This is a genomic window from Hydrogenophaga sp. H7, assembly GCF_002025745.1.
Classification (GTDB): domain Bacteria; phylum Pseudomonadota; class Gammaproteobacteria; order Burkholderiales; family Burkholderiaceae_C; genus Hydrogenophaga; species Hydrogenophaga pseudoflava.
This window is the reverse complement of the sequence record NZ_MCIC01000017.1, coordinates 341,251-361,357: the sequence shown is the minus strand read 5'-3', so window position 1 is coordinate 361,357 and position 20,107 is coordinate 341,251. Positions and strand designations below refer to the sequence as shown.

Genomic DNA, 20,107 nt, shown 5'->3' with positions numbered 1-20,107 from the left:
ATGGCTTCCCTCTCCTTCCGAAACGTCGTCAAGCAATACCACCAGGGAAAACAGTCGCTGCAGGTGATCCACGGTGTCAACGCCGAGATCACCGACGGTGAATTCATCGTCATCGTCGGCCCCTCGGGCTGCGGCAAGTCGACGCTGCTGCGCATGGTGGCCGGGCTCGAAGAAATCAGCGGTGGCGAGATCCGCATCGGCGAGCGCGTGGTCAACCAGCTCGAACCCGCCGACCGTGACATCGCCATGGTGTTCCAGAACTACGCGCTCTACCCGCACATGAGCGTGTTCGAGAACATGGCCTACGGGCTGAAGATCAAGAAGCTGCCGGCCGCCGAGATCCGCCAGCGCGTGGACAAAGCCGCGGCCATCCTCGAGCTGGGCCACCTGCTGGACCGCAAGCCGCGCCAGCTCTCGGGCGGACAGCGCCAGCGCGTCGCCATGGGCCGCGCCATCGTGCGCCAGCCCCAGGTGTTCCTGTTCGATGAACCGCTGTCCAACCTGGACGCCAAGCTGCGCGCCCAGACCCGGCTGGAGATCCAGAAGCTGCACCGCGAGCTGGGCATCACCTCGCTGTTCGTCACCCACGACCAGGTCGAGGCGATGACGCTGGCCCAGCGCATGATCGTGATGAACGCCGGCCGCATGGAGCAGTTCGGCACGCCCGAAGAGGTCTACTCCCGCCCCGCCACCACCTTCGTCGCCAGCTTCATGGGATCGCCCCCGATGAACCTGCTGAACAACGCGCCTGGGGGGCGGCTGGGCTGCACCATGGGCATCCGCCCCGAACACATCGATCTCGCGCAGGAAGGCTGGAGCCTGCAGGTGGAGACGGTGGAATTGCTCGGTGCCGAGCGACTGATCCACGCCCGCCTGGGCGACGAGGCGCTGATCATCCGCACCCACGAGGACCAGGGCGCCCCCGAAGTCGGCAGCACGGTGGTGGCGCGCCCGCGCGAGGACCGGCTGCACTGGTTCGACCAGCAGACTGGAGCACGCCTGTGAAGGACACCCCCACACCCTGGCCCTACCCGCGCTGGATCGCCCACCGCGGCGCCGGCAAGCTGGCCCCGGAAAACACCTTGGCCGCGTTCCGCCTGGGCGCGCAGCATGGCTACCGCATGGCCGAGTGCGACGCCAAGCTCAGCGCCGATGGCCAGGTCTTTCTGCTGCACGACGACACGCTGGACCGGACCACCGACGGCCAAGGGATCGCCGGCCACCAGCCCTGGGCGGAACTGAGCCTGCTCGATGCAGGCAGCTGGCACTCGCGCCAGTACGCGGGCGAGCGCCTGCCCACGCTGGAGGGCGTGGCGCGGTTCTGCCGCGCCAATGCCTTCCTGCTCAACATAGAAATCAAGCCCACACCGGGGCTGGAGGAAGAAACCGGGCGGGTCGTCGCGCGGGAAGCAGCCCGTCTATGGGCGGACGCCCCCATCCCGCCGCTGCTGACCTCGTTCCAGCCGCAGGCGCTGGCTGGCGCCGTCGAAAGCGCACCCGAGCTGCCCAGAGGACTGCTGCTGGAGACCCTGTGGGACGGCTGGCTGGAGATGGCGCAGCGGATGGGCTGCGTGGCCGTCGTCTGCGACCAGGTGCTCTGGACTTCCGAGGTGATGGCCACCGTGCACGGCCGCCAGATGCGCGCCCTGGCCTACACGGTGAACGAGCCGCAGGAAGCCGAACGGCTCTGGGGACTGGGCATCGACGGCCTGATCACCGACCGGGTCGACCTGTTCGCGCCCGACTGACCGGGTGGCGCCTGGTCAGCGCCTGCGCAGCCACCAGCCCAGCGAACCCTGGGCCAGCACCAGCGCGGTGTAGCTGAGCATCTTGCCGTCCCTGCCGAAGAGGACCAGCCCGGCCAGCAACACCGCCACCCCCAGCGCGCAGAGCGCCATCAGTTCGTGGCGGGCGCCCCACCGCCCCGCCCGCGCCTTCGGCCAGATCCGGGGCATGCCCCACAGCAACAAGGCCACCCCGATGGCCGGGGCGATGAAGTTGGCAAGGTGCCCGATCAGGGCCAGAAACGACATGGGTGGTGAAATCCGTCCGGGCAGAGGCGGCGAATTTTATAATCGCGGCCATGTCTGTCTGGGCGCTCGGCATCAACCACCACACGGCTCCGCTTGATTTGCGGGGCCGTTTCGCGTTCGCGCTCGACCAGATCCAGCCCACGCTGCACGGCTACCGCAGCAGTCTGGCGCGTCAGCCCGAGGCCACGCTGCTGTCCACCTGCAACCGCACCGAGCTGTACGCCGCGGGCGAACAGTCGGCCGTGGAGCCCACGCTGGAATGGCTCGCACAGACCGGTGGTGTCAGCACCCATGTGCTGAAAGACCACGCCTACATCCTGCGCGAAGGCGAGGCCGCGCGCCACGCCTTCCGCGTCGCCAGCGGCCTGGACAGCATGGTGCTGGGCGAGGCCCAGATCCTGGGACAGATGAAGGACGCGGTGCGTGCCGCCGACGAGGCCGGAGCCCTGGGCACCACGTTGCACCAGCTGTTCCAGCGCTCCTTCGCAGTGGCCAAGCAGGTGCGCACCTCCACCGAGATCGGTGCCCATTCGATCAGCATGACCGCCGCCGCCGTGCGCCTGGCCAGCCAGCTGTTCGAAGACCTGAAGGACATCAAGGTGCTGTTCGTCGGCGCCGGCGAGATGATCGAGCTGGCCGCCACGCACTTCGCGGCCAAGACACCCAAAAGCATGGCCATTGCCAACCGCACGCTCGAACGCGGCGAGACCTTGGCCAGCCGCTTCGGCGCCCAGGTCATGCGCCTGGCCGACATTCCCGAGCGCCTGCACGAGTTCGACGCCGTGGTCAGCTGCACCGCCAGCACCCTGCCCATCATCGGCCTGGGCGCGGTCGAACGCGCGCTGAAGAAGCGCAAGCACCGCCCCATGTTCATGGTCGACCTGGCCGTGCCGCGCGACATCGAGATCGAGGTCAAGGGCCTGTCCGACGTGTACCTCTACACCGTGGACGATCTGGCCAGCGTGGTGCAGACCGGCAAGGAAAACCGCCAGGCGGCCGTGGCCCAGGCCGAGGCCATCATCGACGCAGGCGTGCTCAGCTTCATGCACTGGCTCGACCAGCGCGACCCGGCCAAGGGCGGCGTGGTGCCGCTGATCCAGCAGATCAACGCCCAGGCCGACGCCTGGCGCGCCGCCGAACTGGCCCGTGCGAAGAAGCTGCTGGCCAAGGGCGAGCCGGTCGAGAACGTGCTCGAAGCCCTGTCCAAGGGACTGACGCAGAAGATGCTGCACGGCACCCTGGCCGAGCTGCACGCCGGCGACGCCGAGACCCGCGCCGCGACGGCGCAGACCGTCTCGCGCCTGTTCCTGCGCGAAAAGTCCTAGCGACGCCGCCCGGCGCCCTCGGGCGCCCTGCACGGTCCGCCGGCCCCGTGCGCCCCTTGCCGCCGTCGCTTCTTGTCCGTTCCCGCATGAAACCCTTCGTCCGCGACACCCTGCTGCGCCAGAAAGCCCGCCTGCACGAGCTGGACGCCCTGCTCTCCGCTCCCGATGTGGTGAGCGACCTCGAGCGCTTCCGCACCCTCAGCCGCGAACACGCCGACGCCTCCGTCATCGTCGAGGCCTTCGACCGCCACCAGCAGCGCGAGGCCGATCTGGCTGCGGCGCAGGAGATGCTGGCCGACCCCGACATGGCCGAGATGGCACAGGAAGAGATTGAGGCGGCCCAAGCCGACCTCGAACGCCTGGACCAGGAGTTGCAGCACCTGCTGCTGCCCAGGGACCCGGACGATGAACGCCCGGCCTTCGTGGAAATCCGTGCCGGCACCGGCGGCGACGAGTCGGCCCTGTTCGCGGGCGACCTGGCCCGCATGTACACCCGCTACGCCGACAGCCAGGGCTGGACCACCGAGATCGTGAGCGAGTCGCCCAGCGAACTCGGCGGCTACAAGGAGGTGGTGCTGCGCATCGCCGGACGCGGCCCAGGCGCCAGCGTCTACGGCCAGCTGCGCTTCGAGTCCGGCGGCCACCGCGTGCAGCGCGTGCCCGCGACCGAAACCCAGGGCCGTATCCACACCAGCGCCGCCACCGTGGCCGTGATGCCCGAGCCCGACGAGGCCGAGGCGGTCAAGCTCAATCCGGCCGACCTGCGCATCGACACCTTCCGCGCCAGCGGCGCCGGCGGCCAGCACATCAACAAGACCGACTCGGCCGTGCGCGTGGTGCACCTGCCCACCGGCATCGTGGCCGAATGCCAGGACGGCCGCAGCCAGCACAGCAACAAGGCCAAGGCGCTGCAGGTGCTGCAGGCGCGCATCCAGGAAAAGGAACGCAGCGAGCGAGCGGCCAAGGAAGCCGCCACCCGCAAGGGCCTGGTCGGCAGCGGCGACCGCAGCGACCGCATCCGCACCTACAACTTCCCGCAGGGTCGGCTGACCGACCACCGCATCAACCTCACGCTCTACAAGCTGCTGCAGGTGATGGAGGGCGACCTGGGCGACGTGATCCACGCGCTGCAGGTGGCGCGTGGTGCCGAGCTGCTGGCCGACCTGGAACAGCAGAACAGCCGATGAACACGCTGCAAGACGCCCTGCGGCAGGCCGCCACCGCCAGCCTGGACCGGCTGGATGCACAGATGCTGCTGCTGCACGCCCTGGGCCGTTCGCCGCACGACAGGGCCTGGCTGATCGCGCACGACAGCGACCCGCTGCCACCGGAAGCGGCGGCTCGCTGGCAGGCGCTGCAGCAGCGCCGCCGGGCGGGCGAGCCGGTGGCCTACCTGTTGGGCGAAAAGGAATTCGGTGGCCTCACGCTGCAGGTCGATGCCCGCGTGCTGGTGCCGCGCCCGGACACCGAGGTGCTGGTGGACTGGGCCCTGGACGCACTGCCAAAGCCCGGTGGTGCCGAACCTCCCCGCCTGCTGGACCTGGGCACCGGCAGCGGCGCCATCGCGCTGACGGTCGCCGCCCGCCGCCCGGACGCACAGATCAGCGCCACCGACGCCAGCGCCGACGCCCTGGCGGTCGCGCAGGCCAATGCCCAACGGCTGAACCTGCCGGTGCGCTTCGCCCAAGGCGCCTGGCTGGCGGCGGTGCCGGGCGAGCGCTTTGATGTGATCGCCAGCAACCCTCCCTATATCGCCGAAGGCGACCACCACCTGGTCGCCCTCAGCCACGAACCCCTCACCGCCCTGACCGCCGGCCCCGACGGACTGGACGACATCCGCCAGATCGTGGCGCAGGCCCCCGGCGCGCTGCGCCCCGGTGGCTGGCTGCTGCTCGAGCATGGCCACGACCAGGCCGCCGCCGTGCGGGAACTGCTGGGCACCCAGGGGTTCGAAGAAGTCTGCAGCCGGACCGATCTGGCGGGCATTGAACGCTGCAGCGGCGGCCGCTGGCCCGGCTTGCGATAATCCACCATCGGCCGGCAGCTTCCGGCGCCCTCAACGAACCGACACAGGACAAGCCCATGAGCGACGTGCAAACCCAGATCGACCAACTGGTCAAATCCAACGACATCGTGCTGTTCATGAAGGGCAGCGCCAGTTTCCCCATGTGCGGCTTCTCCGGCCGCGCGATCCAGATCCTCAAGGCCTGCGGCGTGGACACCAAGGCGCTCAAGACCGTCAACGTGCTGGAAGACGACGGCATCCGCCAGGGCATCAAGGAATACAGCAACTGGCCCACCATCCCCCAGCTCTACGTCAAGGGCGAATTCATCGGTGGCTCGGACATCATGATGGAGATGTACGAGTCGGGCGAACTGCAGAAAACCATCTCCGGCCAGGCCTGACCTGCCAAGCCCCTCGCAAAGCCACCTTCGGGTGGCTTTGTGCTTTGCGGGGTGCGATCCTTCACGGTGAGTGGCAACCACAGGGCTTTTCCGACGTTGAGCAGTGGCACGTCTTGTGCTTGAATGAAGCTGTCCTTCGAACCTCCAGGAGAACCGAATGAGCTCTAGCAGCCTGGTCGCTTCCCCCACCCTCGGACTGCCCATCGCCCGGATGCGCAGCGTGTTCAGTGCCGATGCGGTCGAACGCAAGCTCGAACAGCTTCAGGCGAGCGGCAACGAACGCGAACACGAGGGCCTGCGCAACACCTACCAGCGCATGCTCGAACGGGGTCCCCAGCGTTTTGCCGTCAAGCCTTCGGGCGTGCCCGACATGGCGCCGCTGTACGACCTGCTGCCCAACTTCACCGAGGTGCTCGACGACGTCAAACGCCATGTGGCCCTGAGCCAGGACAGCCACGACAGCCTGGAAGTCACCCCCATCCTCCTGCTCGGCCCGCCGGGCGTCGGCAAGACCCACTTCGCCAGGCAGATCGCCGACCTGCTGGGCACCGGCATGAGCCTGGTGCCCATGAGCAGCATGACCGCCGGCTGGCTGCTGTCGGGTTCGTCCTCGCAATGGAAGGGCGCCAAGCCCGGCAAGGTGTTCGAAGCGCTGGTGGATGGCCAATACGCCAACCCGGTGATCGTGGTCGACGAGATCGACAAGGCGGCGGCCGACGCGCAGTACGACCCGCTCGGTGCGCTCTACGGCCTGCTGGAGCACGACACGGCGCAGAACTTCATCGACGAGTTCGCGGAGGTGCCGATCGACGCCAGCCAGGTGATCTGGGTCACCACCGCCAACGACGAGCGCAGCATCCCCGACCCCATCCTCAACCGGATGAACGTGTTTGAGATCCAGCCGCCCTCACCCGATGCGGCTCGCCGCATCGCCGCCCACCTCTACGACAGCATCCGGGGCGAACACGACTGGGGCAAGCGCTTCGACCCGGAGCCGGCCGACGATGTGCTGGACTTGCTCGCCACCCTGGCGCCGCGGGAGATGCGTCGGGCGCTGGTCACGGCCTTTGGCAACGCCCGCCTGGCGGACCGGTTCAGCGTGGAAGCAGGGGACCTGCCCAAGGTGGGCAGCGGCAAGACAAGGATCGGTTTCCTGCAGTGAGCGCTCTGGCCCTCAGGCGGCCGGAGGCACCCAGTTTCGGGCCGCCGCGTACACCGCGTTGGGGTACTCGGCGCGGCCACGGCTGCCGTTGTAGCGCCCCAGCGCCATGAAGGTGTCGCCACGCTCGCGGTCCAGGTAGTGGCGCAGGATCACGCAGCCGAAGCGGATGTTGGTCTGCATGTGAAACAGCTTGCCCGGGTCGCCGTCGCCGATCAGGCGCGACCAGAACGGCATGATCTGCATGTAGCCCCGGGCGCCCACGCGGGAGATGGCAAATTTGCGGAACGCGCTCTCGACCTGGATCAGCCCCATCACCATGGTCGTGTCCAGCCCGGCGCGACGGGTCTCGTACCAGACGGTCTGCAGGAACTCGATGCGGGTCTGGAAATCCGGCTTGCGCTTCTTGAGGCGCTCGCTCATCGCGCCCATCCAGCGCAAATAGGCCAGCCGCTTCTCGGTGTCGGTGAACTCGGGCACCGGCGGCGCGCTGTTGGCGATGGCCGAACTGAGCGCCGTGCGCACCGAATCGGCCAGCGGCTCTTCCACCTGACCGCCCGCGTGCACCAGACCTGCGCCGAGCCATCCGGCCGAGCCCAGTGCTGCCGCACGCAGCAGGCACTGGCGGCGATCCAACGAGGACATGGCTGCGGTCATCGAGCAACCTTCCGTGCTGCGCACTGCAGGGCTGAACGCCTTCGGAGCGGCCGTTCGGCGTTCACGCGCCCAGTCGACCCTTGACGAAGGCCAGGGCTTCGGCGGCCGGCACCTTGGTCGCAGCGGCATCGCGGCGGTGCTGGTACTCGACCATGCCCTCCTTGAGACCCCGATCGCCGATGGTCACGCGGTGCGGCACGCCGATCAGCTCCCAGTCCGCGAACATCGCGCCCGGGCGCTCGCCGCGGTCGTCCAGGATCACGTCCACGCCCGCGGCCAGCAGGCCTGCGTAGAGCTCGTCCGCCGCGGCTTTCACAGCTTCGCTGCGGTCGGCACCGACCGGGCAGACGACCACCGTGAACGGTGCGATGGCGTCGGGCCAGACGATGCCGCGCTCATCGTGGTTCTGCTCGATGGCCGCCGCCGGCAGGCGCGTGATGCCGATGCCGTAGCACCCCATCTCGAAATGCTTGGGCTTGCCATCGGTGTCCAGGAAGGTCGCGTTCATGGCCTTGCTGTACTTGGTGCCCAGATAGAACACGTGGCCCACCTCAATGCCGCGCTCGATCGCCAGCGCCCCCTTGCCGTCGGGCGACGGATCGCCTTCAACGACGTTGCGCAGATCCGCCACCAGGTCGGGCTCGGGCAGATCGCGGCCCCAGTTCACGCCCGTGGTGTGGAAATCCGGCTCGTTGGAACCGCAGATCCAGTCGGCCATCACCGCCACCTCGCGGTCGGCCACGATCTTCAGCGGCTGCTTCAGACCGACCGGCCCCAGGTACCCGGGCTTGCAGCCGAAGTGCGCGTCGATCTCGGGGATGCTTGCGAAGCGGAAGCCCTTGTCCAGACCCGGCACCTTGCTCACCTTGACCTCGTTCATGTCGTGGTCGCCGCGCAGCAGCAGCAGCCAGACCTGGCTCCTGACGATTTCCCCGGCCTCATTGAGCTCGTCGGTCGCCAGCACCAGCGACTTGACCGTGGTGGCCAGCGGCACACCCAGGTACTCGGCCACATCGGCGCAGGTGCTCTTGCCCGGCGTGGGCATCTTCACCATCGGGTTGGCCGGTGCCGGGCGCGGACCCGCGGGCGCCAGCGCCTCGGCCTTCTCCATGTTGGCCGCGTAGTCGCTGGCCGGGCAGTACACGATGGCGTCTTCGCCTGTGGCCGCGATCACCTGGAATTCTTCGCTCAGATCCCCGCCGATGGCACCGCTGTCGGCCGCCACTGCGCGGTACTTCAGGCCGAATCGGTCGAAGATGCGGCGATAGGCCGCCGCCATGACCTGGTAGCTGGCCTTGGCGCCGGCCTCGTCACGATCAAAGGAATAGGCGTCCTTCATGATGAACTCGCGCCCGCGCATCAGGCCAAAACGCGGCCGGCGCTCGTCGCGGAACTTGGTCTGGATCTGGTACAGGTTCTTGGGCAGCTGCTTGTAGCTGCGCAGCTCTTGGCGCGCCACGTCGGTCACCACCTCTTCGCTGGTCGGCTGAATGATGTAGTCGCGCTCATGCCGGTCCTTGATGCGCAGCAGCTCCGGCCCCATCTTCTCGAACCGGCCGGTCTCCTGCCAGAGCTCGGCCGGCTGCACGACCGGCATGGTCATTTCGACCGCGCCGGCGCGGTTCATCTCCTCGCGCACGATGGCTTCCACCTTCTGGATCACGCGCAACCCCATGGGCATGTAGTTGTAGATGCCGGCGCCGAGCTTGCGGATCATGCCGGCACGGGTCATGAGCTGGTGGCTCACCACCTCGGCATCGGCGGGGGCTTCTTTCAGGGTGGTGATGAGGAACTGGGAAGCTTTCATGGGCGAACCACCACAAAGGTGGAAAAGGCATGGGGACAGGTCGGAATGGGGCTGGAGAGCAGCGGCTCCGTCGGTCGGTGTTTACCCGGCGTTGGGCCGATGCCGCATCGCGTTTGGTACGCAATTTGTCATGCGCGATGCATAATCCAGACAGTTCAAAAATTTGGGGTTGATTATGCTTGACAGAGAAGGCTTCAGGCCCAATGTCGGCATCATTCTGCTCAACCAGCGAAACCAGGTGTTCTGGGGCAAGCGCATCCGCTCCCACTCTTGGCAGTTTCCACAAGGCGGCATCGACCGGGGTGAAACCCCCGAACAGGCCATGTACCGGGAGCTGCATGAAGAGGTTGGGCTCAAGCCCGAACATGTCTGCATCGTCGCCCGCACGCGGGACTGGTTGCGCTACGAAGTGCCAGACCGGTTCATCCGCAGAGATGCCCGCGGTCACTACAAAGGTCAGAAACAGATCTGGTACCTGTTGCGCCTCGTCGCGCAGGACTGGAACCTGAACCTGCGTGCCACCGACCATCCCGAGTTCGATGCCTGGCGCTGGCACGACTACTGGGTGCCACTCGATGTGGTGGTCGAGTTCAAGCGTGGTGTGTACGAAATGGCGCTGACCGAACTGGCGCGTTACCTGCCCAAAAACGACCACCGCAACCGCTACCTGCGCTCGGGTGGTCGACCGCAACGATCCGGCGCGGAACAGATCCCGCACGCGCTGCCCCGCCTGTGCCCCGGCGGAATGGAACTGCCGCCGGGCGCCAGTTTCGACCCCGACCCCCAGGCCCAGCCTCGTCCCGGCCTGGACTGAACCGACCCCCTGGGCCGAATCCCCTGCTCAGGTGCGCGTGAGCACCAAGTTGTCCCGGTGGATCATCTCGGGCTCGGCGGCGTAGCCCAGCAGGCGTTCAAAATCTGCCGACGATCTGCGGCAGATCAGGCGCGCCTCCGGGCTGGCGTAGTTCGCAAGACCCCGCGCGATCTCCAGCCCGTCCGCCCCCCGCACCGCGATCACGTCGCCGCGCGAGAACTCCCCCTCGACGCCGGTCATGCCGATGGGCAGCAGGCTCTTGCCTTCTCCCATGATCTTTTCGACCGCCCCGGCATCGACCACCACCGCACCCCGCATCTGCAAGTGGTCGGCCATCCACTGCTTGCGCGCCTGCTGCTTCGCGGTCTGGGCCACCAGACAGGTGCCGATGGCCTCACCATCACAAAGGCGCTGCAGCACGCGCGGCTCACGCCCCCACGCGATCACGGTGGACGCACCCGACCCGGCGGCACGTTTGGCCGCCAGGATCTTGGTGATCATGCCGCCTTTGCCAATGCCAGAACCCGCGCCACCGGCCATCGCCTCCAGCTGTGGGTCGCCAGCACGCGCCACATGCACAAAGGTTGCTGAGGGATCACGGCGCGGATCGGCGGTGTACAGCCCTTTCTGGTCCGTCAGGATGATCAATACATCTGCCTCGACCAGATTGGCCACCAGGGCGCCCAACGTGTCGTTGTCACCGAACTTGATCTCGTCGTTGACGACGGTGTCGTTTTCGTTGATCACCGGAACCACGCCGAGCTGCAGCAAGGTCAGCAGCGTGGAACGTGCGTTGAGATAACGCTCGCGGTCGGCCAGATCGGCGTGCGTCAGCAACACCTGCGCACTGCCGACGCCACACTCACGCAGCTTGGTCTCGTACATCTGGACCAGCCCCATTTGCCCGACGGCCGCCGCAGCCTGCAGCTCATTGATTTCTTTCGGACGATTCGCCCAGCCCAAGCGCTTCATGCCCTCGGCCACCGCACCGCTGCTGACCATGATCAGCTCACGCCCATCTTGAACAAGGGCTGCCAGTTGCTGACTCCAGTGGCCGATGGCAGCCTCGTCCAGTCCCCGCCCTTCATTGGTGACCAGACTGGAACCCACTTTGACCACGATGCGCCGCGCGGATCTCACCACCGGTGGAACACCGCTCAGGTCGTTGATCGGAGCGGTCGCGAGGCTTCCCACATCTGCCATGTTCTTAGCGAAGTTTCGTCAATCGGTTTGTTGATCACTGCCTGCGAAGCGCGGGTCCACCACAGCGGGTGCCTGCGCGTCTTCATGAACCTTGGCAATGTGAGCATAGATCTTCTGCACCAGCAGTTCGCAGCCTTCGCGGGTGAGCGCTGAAATCTCGAACACCGGCCCCTTGTGCTTGAGTCTCTTGACGATGTCTTTCACCCGTGATTCCCGCTCTTCGGCCGGGACCATATCCAGCTTGTTGAGAACCAGCCATCTAGGCTTGGCGTACAACGCCGGATCGAACTTCTTGAGCTCGGCCGCAATGGCCTTGGCCTGCTGCACGGGATCCACGGTGTCGTCGAACGGCGCCACGTCCACAAGATGCAGCAACAGCCGGGTGCGCTGCAGGTGACGAAGGAACTGATGCCCCAGACCAGCTCCTTCCGAGGCTCCCTCGATCAGGCCAGGCACATCGGCCACCACAAAGCTCTTCTCCGGCCCCACGCGCACCACACCCAAGTTGGGGTGCAGCGTGGTGAAAGGGTAGTCCGCGATCTTCGGGCGCGCGTTGGAAATGGCCGCAATCAGTGTCGACTTGCCCGCGTTGGGCATGCCCAGCAGACCGACATCCGCCAGAACCTTGAGCTCCAGCTTGAGCGTGCGGCGCTCCCCAGGCCACCCGGGCGTCTTCTGCCGGGGCGCCCGGTTGGTGGAACTCTTGTAATGCATGTTGCCAAAGCCGCCATCGCCTCCCTTGGCAATGGTGATCTGCTCACCCGGCTGGAGCAACTCGAACAGCACTTCACCTGTCTCGGCGTCGGAAATGATGGTTCCCACTGGCATCTTGAGGACGATGTCATCCCCCTTGACGCCAAACATGTCGGACCCCTTGCCGTGCTCGCCTCGCTGCGCCTCAAAACGGCGCGTGTAACGGAAATCCACCAGCGTGTTCAGACTGGCATCTGCAAGAGCGTAGACATGGCCGCCACGGCCGCCGTCCCCACCGTCCGGACCACCGAACTCCTTGTACTTCTCATGCCGGAACGACGCGCAGCCGTTGCCGCCATCGCCTGCAGCGACATCGATCGTGGCTTCGTCCACAAACTTCATGATCAGCGCTTCCGAAAAATCAAACAAAAAAGGCCCGCGAACGGCGGGCCTTTCCACGGGATGCTGCCATCCAGCCAGTGGCCCGAGAGGGCCACCGCATCACACCGGCGTGATGCTCACGGTATGGCGGTTCAGTGCACCCTTGGTAGCGAAGGTCACATGCCCGTCCACAGTCGCGAACAGAGTATGGTCCTTGCCCACACCGACGTTAGTACCGGGATGGAACTTGGTACCGCGCTGGCGCACGATGATGGAACCAGCCGACACCAACTCACCACCGAATGCCTTCACGCCGAGCATCTTTGGCTTGGAATCGCGCCCGTTTCGCGTAGAGCCGCCGCCTTTTTTCTGTGCCATTTCAAACTACTCCTCAGGCAGCGATCGCAGCGATCTGCAGCTCGGTGAAATTTTGACGATGACCCTGGCGCTTCTGGTAGTGCTTACGACGACGCATCTTGAAAATGCGCACTTTGTCGTGCCGACCATGAGCCACCACGGTGGCCTTGACTGTCGCGCCAGAGACCAGGGGAGTGCCAACCTTGAGTTCGCTGCCATTGCCGACAGCAAGAACCTGGTCGATCACGATTTCCTGGCCCACTTCCGCAGCAATCTGTTCTACTTTAATTTTTTCGCCGGCAGCAACGCGATATTGCTTGCCACCGGTTTTTATGACCGCGTACATAGGAACCTCATAAAGTTGTTGCCAGCAGGGATTTGCCTGGCACTCGGCAGACGAACCTCCGCCGAACCGCAAATTATAGCACCCTCGCACCTTCTGACAGGAAGAAGTACGGCCCCCTCAAACGAGCACCCTGAAGATCGCAACACGGACACGGCATGCCGATCAGGCACACCTTGCTCGGTTCCTATAATCCGCGCACTTCATTCAGCCGAACCGCGGTAGCCGATCTTGACACCAGCCAGCCCTTCCAACGACTCGCCTCTCGACCTGATCCGGCTGGACATGCGGGCCGTTGATCTGGTGATCAATGAACGCCTCACCTCCGAGGTCCCCCTGGTCAAGGAAGTATCCCAGTACATCATCTCTGCGGGCGGCAAGCGGCTGCGCCCCGCCCTGCTTCTGCTCGTCAGCGGGGCATTGGGGAGCGACCATCCACACCGTCACACGCTTGCCGCTGTGGTTGAGTTCATCCACACTGCAACCCTTTTGCATGACGATGTGGTTGACGAGTCCACGCTGCGAAGAGGTCGCGCCACTGCCAATGAACGGTTCGGAAATGCGCCCAGCGTACTTGTGGGAGACTTCTTGTACTCCCGCGCATTCCAGATGATGGTAGACGTGAACAACATGCGGGTCATGCAAGTGCTGTCCGATGCAACCAACGTCATTGCCGAAGGGGAAGTACAGCAACTGGTCAACATGCACGACCCCTCCCTCGACGAGGCAGCCTACCTGCGCGTCATCCGGTCAAAGACCGCGAAGCTGTTTGAAGCAAGCGCCCGACTGGCTCCGATCCTTGCAGGAGCACCTACCGAGGTGGAAAGCGCATGCGCCGTTTACGGCCAGGCACTGGGGACCGCGTTCCAGGTGATCGACGATGTCCTGGATTACGAAGGAGACGCCCAAGAGCTGGGCAAGAACCTGGGCGATGACCTGCGCGAAGGAAAAGTGACGCTGCCCATCATTTGTGCACTCAAAAAGGCGTCGCCCGAACAGCAACAACTCCTGCAAGCCGCCATCATTGAAGGCGACGTGGAGCATATGGACGCCATCCAGAACATCATTCGCGAAACAGGCGCCCTTGAGGCAGCCCGATTGAGCGCCATGAAAGAGGCCCGTCGAGCCATGGAGGCCGCCCGAACGCTTCCTGACAATCCGTACCGCTCGGCTTTGCTACAATTGGCGGCTGACTTGTTGGAGCGACGCTCCTAAAGACAAAAAACAGCGCAGATCGGTTCGCACCAGATCGCGCGCTTCGGCGGGGTGTAGCTTAGCCTGGTAGAGCGCTACGTTCGGGACGTAGAGGCCGGAGGTTCGAATCCTCTCACCCCGACCATCGTTTTTTTGTCTGCCCGCCCCGGTTTCCACCGGCTTCGTGGGCATCAATCGACACCTCCATACAACGTACGGCCTGTGCGCAGGTACGATTTCGACACAGTTTGGGTGAATTGTGTCTTCCAAGTCATTGATTTACGATAGATTACGCGGTTATGGCATCTGTCGAAACAGCCCCTCAAGATACACCGTCCATGGCTCTGCCCGGCTTGGGTAGGGCGCTGGTGAGCGCAGGAAAGCTGGGACAAAAGGCCGCCGAAGATCTGTACAAGAAGGCTCAAAGCGGGCGCACCAGTTTCATCGCAGAACTGACCGGTTCCGGGGCCGTTTCTGCTTCCGATCTCGCTCATACGATGTCCACGGCGTTCGCAGCGCCCCTGCTGGATCTTGATGCGATCGACCTACAGAGACTACCCAAAGGCCTGCTCGACCCCAAGATCTGCAGCGACTACCGCATTGTTGTCCTGAGCAAACGCAACAACAGGTTGATGGTCGCTACGGCCGATCCGGCCGATCAACAAGCGGCAGAGAAGATCAAGTTTGCGACCCAACTGGGTGTGGACTGGGTCATCGCCGAGTACGACAAGCTCAGCAAACTCATTGAAGCGCAATCCACCACAGCCAATGAGGCGATGGACCAGATTGTCGGTGGAGAGTTCGAGTTCGACGAATTTGCAGCCGAAGCTGTCACGACGGAAGCCGACAAGACCACATCCTCGGAAGTTGATGACGCGCCAGTGGTCAAGTTCTTGCACAAGATGCTGCTGGACGCATTCAATATGCGGGCGTCTGACCTCCACTTCGAGCCGTACGAGCACAACTACCGGGTGCGTTTTCGCATCGACGGTGAGTTGCGCGAAATCGCCTCACCGCCCGTTGCGATCAAGGACAAGCTCGCTTCCCGTATCAAGGTGATCTCCAGAATGGACATCTCCGAGAAGCGAGTTCCGCAGGATGGCCGCATGAAGCTCAAGGTGGGGCCTGAGCGGGTGATCGACTTCCGTGTCAGCACGTTGCCGACGCTGTTCGGTGAAAAGATCGTGATACGTATTCTCGACCCCAGCAGTGCCAAGGTAGGCATTGATGCCCTTGGGTACGAGCCGGAGGAGAAGGAGCGTCTGCTCAGCGCGATTTCACGCCCATACGGCATGGTGCTCGTCACTGGTCCGACGGGCTCGGGCAAGACAGTTTCGCTTTACACCTGCCTGAATTTGTTGAACAAGCCTGGCATCAATATTTCCACGGCGGAAGACCCGTCGGAAATCAACCTACCAGGAGTCAACCAGGTCAACGTCAATGAAAAGGCGGGGCTGACGTTTGCCGCCGCGCTCAAGGCGTTCCTGCGACAAGATCCGGACGTCATCATGGTCGGCGAAATCCGCGATCTCGAAACGGCGGACATCTCGATCAAGGCTGCCCAGACAGGCCACATGGTCCTGTCGACACTACACACCAACGACGCCCCCACCACCCTCACGCGGATGATGAACATGGGCATTCCCACGTTCAACATTGCTTCCAGCGTGATTCTCATCACCGCCCAGCGACTTGCAAGACGCTTGTGCCCCAATTGCAAGGCGCCGCTGGACGTTCCCCGCAAAGCCTTGCTGGACGCCGGGTACAAGGCGGAAGAACTGGACGGGAGTTGGACTCCGTACAAGCCGGTGGGCTGCTCGTCCTGCAACAACGGCTACAAAGGCCGTGTCGGCATCTATCAGGTGATGCCCATTTCGGAGGAAATCCAGCGAATCATCCTCAAGGGTGGCAGCGCTCTGGACATTGCCCAACAGGCGTCGCGTGAAGGGGTCAGAACCTTGCGTGAGTCCGGGCTCCTCAAGGTCAAGCAGGGTGTGACATCGCTGGACGAAGTGCTCAGCGTCACAAACGAGTAATCGCCATCCGGACCGGGAAACGAGGAACACATGGCTACCGCAGCATCAAAAGGCACCCAGGATTTCGTGTTCGAGTGGGAGGGAAAGGATCGCAACGGAAAGGCGGTTCGGGGCGAGACACGGGCGATTGGAGAAAACCAAGTGCTGGCTGCCATGCGACGCCAAGGCATCGTGGTCACCAAGGTCAAGAAGCGCCGGATGCGTTCGGGCAAGCGAATCAAGCCCAAGGACATCGCCATCTTCACGCGCCAGTTGGCAACCATGATGAAAGCAGGCGTCCCCCTCCTGCAGGCTTTCGACATCGTCGGACGTGGCAACCCCAATCCGAGCCTCTCCAAACTGCTCAACGACATCCGGTCCGACGTCGAAACCGGTACATCCCTCAGCGCAGCCTTCCGCAAGTATCCGCTGTACTTTGACAGCCTGTACTGCAATCTCGTCGAAGCGGGGGAAGCGGCCGGCATCTTGGAAGAGTTGCTGGACCGCCTGGCGACCTACATGGAGAAAACGGAGGCACTGAAGTCGAAGATCAAGTCGGCCCTCATGTACCCGGTCGCGGTGATCATCGTGGCGTTCGTGGTGGTGGCGGTGATCATGATCTTCGTGATTCCGTCCTTCAAACAGGTGTTCACCTCGTTCGGTGCCGATCTGCCTGGCCCCACACTGTTCGTGATTGCGATGAGCGAGTTCTTCACCGAATACTGGTGGTTGATCTTCGGCGGAATCTTCGGCGTCTCGTACTTCTTCATGCAGGCTTGGAAGCGCAATGAAAAAGTGCAAATGTTCATGGACCGACTACTGTTGAAAATACCCATCTTTGGGGCATTGGTGGAGAAGTCGGTAATCGCACGATGGACCCGCACACTGGCCACCATGTTTGCGGCTGGCGTACCGTTGGTCGAGGCACTGGACTCTGTCGGTGGCGCATCGGGCAACTCGGTTTTCTCCAAAGCCACCGAGCGCATCCAGCAGGAGGTATCGACCGGCACCAGCCTGACCAATGCCATGACCAATGCCAACATCTTCCCTTCCATGGTGCTGCAGATGTGTGCCATCGGTGAAGAATCCGGCTCCATCGACCACATGCTGGGCAAGGCCGCGGACTTCTACGAGGCCGAAGTGGACGACATGGTCGCTGGGCTGTCCAGCCTGATGGAACCCATCATCATCGTGGTGCTCGGTACGGTGATCGGTGGCATTGTGGTGTCGATGTACCTGCCAATCTTCAAGCTGGGCCAGGTCGTTTGATCAGCATGGTCAACCTGCTGGACGCTGCACTTCTGGGCGTTCTGGGGCTGCTGGTCGGCAGCTTCCTCAATGTGGTCATCCACCGACTGCCCAAGATGATGGAGTTGCGGTGGGCCGCCGAATGTGCAGAACTGCAAGGCACAGCAACAGACACTGATGCTGCGGCCCCCTACAACCTCATGGTGCCTCGCTCTGCCTGCCCGCATTGCGGACACCAGATCCGGTGGTTTGAAAATGTTCCGGTGGTCAGCTATCTTGCCCTTGGAGGTAAATGCGCCGGCTGCAATGCGCCCATCAGTCTCCGCTACCCGACAGTGGAGCTCGTTGCGAGCGCTCTGTTCGCCTGGTGCGGCTGGACATGGGGGCTGGGTTGGGAGGCGTTGGTCTGGAGCGGGTTCGCCGCAAGCCTCGTGACACTGACCTGCATCGACTGGGACACCACACTGCTGCCCGACGACATTACCTTGCCGCTGCTTTGGGCTGGCTTGTGCGCTTCAGCGCTTGGCTTCACCGGCGTGTCGCTGGCCGAAGCGCTGTGGGGAGCTGTCGGGGGCTATCTGTCACTTTGGCTGGTGTATTGGGGATTCAAGCTGGCGACGGGCAAGGAAGGCATGGGCTACGGCGATTTCAAGCTCTTCGCCGCGCTGGGAGCATGGTTCGGCTGGCAGGCACTCGTGCCGATCATCCTCATGGCATCGGTCATCGGTGCCATCGTTGGCATTGGCATCAAGATGTTTTCCCAACTGCGCGAAGGAGGCTATGTTCCGTTTGGCCCCTTCCTGGCCCTGGCCGGACTCACTTCGCTGTTCTTCGGGCCCCGCGCCATTCTGGCCGCGATTGGCCTCTGAACTGCCCGCCAGCCATGCGTCGCGTGGGCCTGACAGGAGGCATCGGCAGCGGAAAGAGCACCGTGGCCAAGATCCTGCAAACGTGCGGAGCCACCGTTCTGGACGCTGACCACATTGCGCGCATGTGCACCCAAGCCGGCGGTGCAGCCATAGCGGACATACGGCACCATTTCGGCGAGACGTTCGTCTCCGCCGACGGCGCTATGGACCGCGACAGGATGAGGACACACGTGTTCGCAAACCCGCAAGCCAAACAGCTGCTGGAGTCGATCATCCATCCACGGGTCCATGAGGAGCTGGAGCGGCTGTTGCAAACAAGCCCTGCTGATTGCGTGGTGTTTGATGTGCCCCTGCTCGTCGAATCGGACCGCTGGCGCCCTCAACTGGATACAGTGCTCGTGGTGGACTGTGAGTACGAAACCCAGATCGCCCGGGTCATGGCTCGCAACGGTTGGCCTCGCCAGCAGGTCGAGAGCGTCATCGCCCAGCAAAGCCAGCGCGCCAAACGACTGGCCAGCGCTGACGGCGTGCTCTGGAACGATGGAATCGATCTACCGGCGCTGCAAGCCTTGGTCCTGGGAATGGCTCGCCGGTTGGGACTATGATGAACAAGCCCATGACTGAACCTCTGCGCCCTTTGACGCTGTGATCCTGTACGAATACCCCTTCAACGAGCGCGTCCGGACTTACCTCCGACTGGAGCATCTGTTCACACGGCTGTCCGAGCTTGTGACGCGCTCTGACGCGCTGGATCACCACTTCGCCATTCAGACCATCTTCGAGATCATGGATGTGGCCGCCCGTGCGGACATGAAGTCAGATGTCCTCAAAGACATTGACCGGCACCGCATCCAGCTCAACGGCTACCGCGGCAACCCTGCCATCTCCGAACGGGTGCTTGACGAAGTCATTGGCCAGCTGGACGCCAGTTTTTCGGAACTCAGCGGTGCAACCGGCAAAACCGGCCAGTCCCTGACCGACAACGACTGGCTGATGGCCATTCGGAGCCGCATCGGCATTCCGGGCGGTACCTGCGAGTTTGACTTGCCCGGTTACTTCCACTGGCAGCACCAGTCAGCGTCGCTGCGCCAAGCAGACCTTCAGCGCTGGGTACAGCCCCTGGCACCGCTGGCTGAAGCCATCATGTTGCTGCTGAAGATGATGCGGGACTCCGGGTCCCCTCACAAAGTGGTGGCTCCCGGCGGCCAGTTCCAGCAAAACCTTCCCCAAGGCCGTACCTACCAGTTGCTGCGCCTTGCCATAGATCCGCGCCTTGGGCTGATCCCAGAGATCAGTGGCAACCGCCTGATGCTGTCGGTCCGATTGCTGCGCTTGGGAGTGGATGAACGCCTGCATCCCGCCGGGGAGGATGCGTCATTCGAGCTCACGCTCTGCTCCTGAACGCCTTCATGAGCCAGGTACCCAAACAGGTGACATGCCCGACCTGCGGAAGTGCAAGCTTGTACGCCGCCACCAACCCCTACCGACCTTTCTGCAGCGAACGCTGCAAGCAGATGGATCTGGGCGCCTGGGCGAGCGAACAGTTCAAAGTGCCCGAGCAGGCGTCCGGCCGCGAGCCAGGCTTCGAAGAACACTGAGTCGG

At 63.9% G+C, this 20,107-nt stretch carries 22 protein-coding genes and 1 tRNA gene; 16 read left to right on the top strand and 7 right to left on the bottom strand.

Translation table 11 applies throughout. The features are described 5' to 3' along the window. Both BC358_RS17465 and ugpQ read left to right on the top strand, forming a co-directional pair. Complete coding sequence (locus tag BC358_RS17465; RefSeq protein ID WP_079366793.1) at positions 1 to 1,005, top strand: sn-glycerol-3-phosphate import ATP-binding protein UgpC; 1,005 nt, start codon at positions 1 to 3, stop codon at positions 1,003 to 1,005. Continuing rightward, positions 1,002 to 1,748 carry a glycerophosphodiester phosphodiesterase gene (gene ugpQ, locus BC358_RS17460; protein ID WP_143434344.1) on the top strand — a complete coding sequence of 249 codons (747 nt, stop codon included), beginning with the start codon at positions 1,002 to 1,004 and terminating at the stop codon, positions 1,746 to 1,748. Before BC358_RS17465 ends, ugpQ begins: the two co-directional genes overlap by 4 nt. Positions 1,749 to 1,763: 15 nt before the next feature. Here ugpQ and BC358_RS17455 read toward each other — a convergent pair whose 3' ends face one another. Then, a complete protein-coding gene (locus tag BC358_RS17455; protein ID WP_066153002.1) occupies positions 1,764 to 2,033 on the bottom strand; it encodes a hypothetical protein in 270 nt (89 codons plus the stop codon). Between the two features lie 50 nt (positions 2,034 to 2,083). Between BC358_RS17455 and hemA the strand changes: the two genes are divergently transcribed. From hemA to BC358_RS17430, 5 genes are all read left to right on the top strand, one after another. After that, a complete protein-coding gene (gene hemA / locus BC358_RS17450) occupies positions 2,084 to 3,358 on the top strand; it encodes a glutamyl-tRNA reductase (protein ID WP_066152999.1) in 1,275 nt (424 codons plus the stop codon). An 86-nt stretch (positions 3,359 to 3,444) separates the two neighbouring features. Further along, complete coding sequence (gene prfA / locus BC358_RS17445; protein ID WP_079366791.1) at positions 3,445 to 4,545, top strand: peptide chain release factor 1; 1,101 nt, start codon at positions 3,445 to 3,447, stop codon at positions 4,543 to 4,545. Further along, positions 4,542 to 5,384, top strand: a complete 843-nt coding sequence (prmC, locus tag BC358_RS17440) for a peptide chain release factor N(5)-glutamine methyltransferase (protein ID WP_079366790.1) — start codon at positions 4,542 to 4,544, stop codon at positions 5,382 to 5,384. The genes prfA and prmC overlap by 4 nt, the downstream gene beginning before the upstream one ends. Before the next feature lie 56 nt (positions 5,385 to 5,440). After that, complete coding sequence (gene grxD, locus BC358_RS17435) at positions 5,441 to 5,764, top strand: Grx4 family monothiol glutaredoxin (RefSeq protein ID WP_066152991.1); 324 nt, start codon at positions 5,441 to 5,443, stop codon at positions 5,762 to 5,764. Between the two features lie 157 nt (positions 5,765 to 5,921). After that, positions 5,922 to 6,926, top strand: a complete 1,005-nt coding sequence (locus BC358_RS17430) for an AAA family ATPase (protein WP_066152988.1) — start codon at positions 5,922 to 5,924, stop codon at positions 6,924 to 6,926. 12 nt (positions 6,927 to 6,938) lie between these two features. Here BC358_RS17430 and BC358_RS17425 read toward each other — a convergent pair whose 3' ends face one another. Then, entirely contained in the window at positions 6,939 to 7,568 is a 630-nt protein-coding gene (locus BC358_RS17425; RefSeq protein WP_306292804.1) for a lytic transglycosylase domain-containing protein, read from the bottom strand. 73 nt (positions 7,569 to 7,641) lie between these two features. Beyond that, entirely contained in the window at positions 7,642 to 9,387 is a 1,746-nt protein-coding gene (locus BC358_RS17420; protein ID WP_079366789.1) for a proline--tRNA ligase, read from the bottom strand. Between the two features lie 175 nt (positions 9,388 to 9,562). Here BC358_RS17420 and BC358_RS17415 point away from each other — a divergent pair, with 175 nt between their 5' ends. Further along, positions 9,563 to 10,201: an RNA pyrophosphohydrolase gene (locus BC358_RS17415; protein ID WP_079366788.1), complete on the top strand. Its 639-nt coding sequence runs from the start codon at positions 9,563 to 9,565 to the stop codon at positions 10,199 to 10,201. A gap of 27 nt (positions 10,202 to 10,228) precedes the next feature. Here the strand turns inward: BC358_RS17415 and proB are convergent, their stop codons facing one another. The 4 genes from proB to rplU form a co-directional block, all read right to left on the bottom strand. Next, a complete protein-coding gene (gene proB, locus BC358_RS17410; protein WP_079366787.1) occupies positions 10,229 to 11,404 on the bottom strand; it encodes a glutamate 5-kinase in 1,176 nt (391 codons plus the stop codon). Between the two features lie 18 nt (positions 11,405 to 11,422). After that, positions 11,423 to 12,499 carry an Obg family GTPase CgtA gene (gene cgtA / locus BC358_RS17405; protein WP_079366848.1) on the bottom strand — a complete coding sequence of 359 codons (1,077 nt, stop codon included), beginning with the start codon at positions 12,497 to 12,499 and terminating at the stop codon, positions 11,423 to 11,425. Between the two features lie 99 nt (positions 12,500 to 12,598). Further along, positions 12,599 to 12,856 carry a 50S ribosomal protein L27 gene (gene rpmA, locus BC358_RS17400; protein ID WP_066152967.1) on the bottom strand — a complete coding sequence of 86 codons (258 nt, stop codon included), beginning with the start codon at positions 12,854 to 12,856 and terminating at the stop codon, positions 12,599 to 12,601. Between the two features lie 13 nt (positions 12,857 to 12,869). Then, positions 12,870 to 13,181: a 50S ribosomal protein L21 gene (gene rplU / locus BC358_RS17395; protein ID WP_066152961.1), complete on the bottom strand. Its 312-nt coding sequence runs from the start codon at positions 13,179 to 13,181 to the stop codon at positions 12,870 to 12,872. A 282-nt stretch (positions 13,182 to 13,463) separates the two neighbouring features. Between rplU and BC358_RS17390 the strand changes: the two genes are divergently transcribed. From BC358_RS17390 to BC358_RS17355, 8 genes are all read left to right on the top strand, one after another. After that, positions 13,464 to 14,393 (top strand): polyprenyl synthetase family protein, encoded by a 930-nt coding sequence (locus tag BC358_RS17390; RefSeq protein WP_079366786.1) that lies wholly within the window; start codon positions 13,464 to 13,466, stop codon positions 14,391 to 14,393. Positions 14,394 to 14,440: 47 nt separating this feature from the next. Then, a tRNA-Pro gene (locus tag BC358_RS17385) sits at positions 14,441 to 14,517 on the top strand. Positions 14,518 to 14,671: 154 nt separating this feature from the next. Further along, positions 14,672 to 16,408, top strand: coding sequence for a type IV-A pilus assembly ATPase PilB (pilB, locus tag BC358_RS17380; protein ID WP_066152957.1), 1,737 nt, complete (start codon positions 14,672 to 14,674; stop codon positions 16,406 to 16,408). A 30-nt stretch (positions 16,409 to 16,438) separates the two neighbouring features. After that, positions 16,439 to 17,656 carry a type II secretion system F family protein gene (locus BC358_RS17375; protein WP_066152952.1) on the top strand — a complete coding sequence of 406 codons (1,218 nt, stop codon included), beginning with the start codon at positions 16,439 to 16,441 and terminating at the stop codon, positions 17,654 to 17,656. Positions 17,657 to 17,661: 5 nt separating this feature from the next. After that, positions 17,662 to 18,504, top strand: a complete 843-nt coding sequence (locus BC358_RS17370) for an A24 family peptidase (RefSeq protein ID WP_079366785.1) — start codon at positions 17,662 to 17,664, stop codon at positions 18,502 to 18,504. A 14-nt stretch (positions 18,505 to 18,518) separates the two neighbouring features. Then, the gene (coaE, locus tag BC358_RS17365) at positions 18,519 to 19,109 is read left to right on the top strand and encodes a dephospho-CoA kinase (protein ID WP_079366784.1); all 591 of its coding nucleotides are present in this window, start codon (positions 18,519 to 18,521) and stop codon (positions 19,107 to 19,109) included. 40 nt (positions 19,110 to 19,149) lie between these two features. Then, positions 19,150 to 19,905, top strand: a complete 756-nt coding sequence (zapD, locus tag BC358_RS17360) for a cell division protein ZapD (protein ID WP_066152938.1) — start codon at positions 19,150 to 19,152, stop codon at positions 19,903 to 19,905. An 8-nt stretch (positions 19,906 to 19,913) separates the two neighbouring features. Continuing rightward, on the top strand, positions 19,914 to 20,102 hold the full coding sequence (locus BC358_RS17355; protein WP_079366783.1) for a DNA gyrase inhibitor YacG: 189 nt from the start codon (positions 19,914 to 19,916) through the stop codon (positions 20,100 to 20,102). The last annotated feature ends 5 nt before the right edge of the window (positions 20,103 to 20,107 follow it).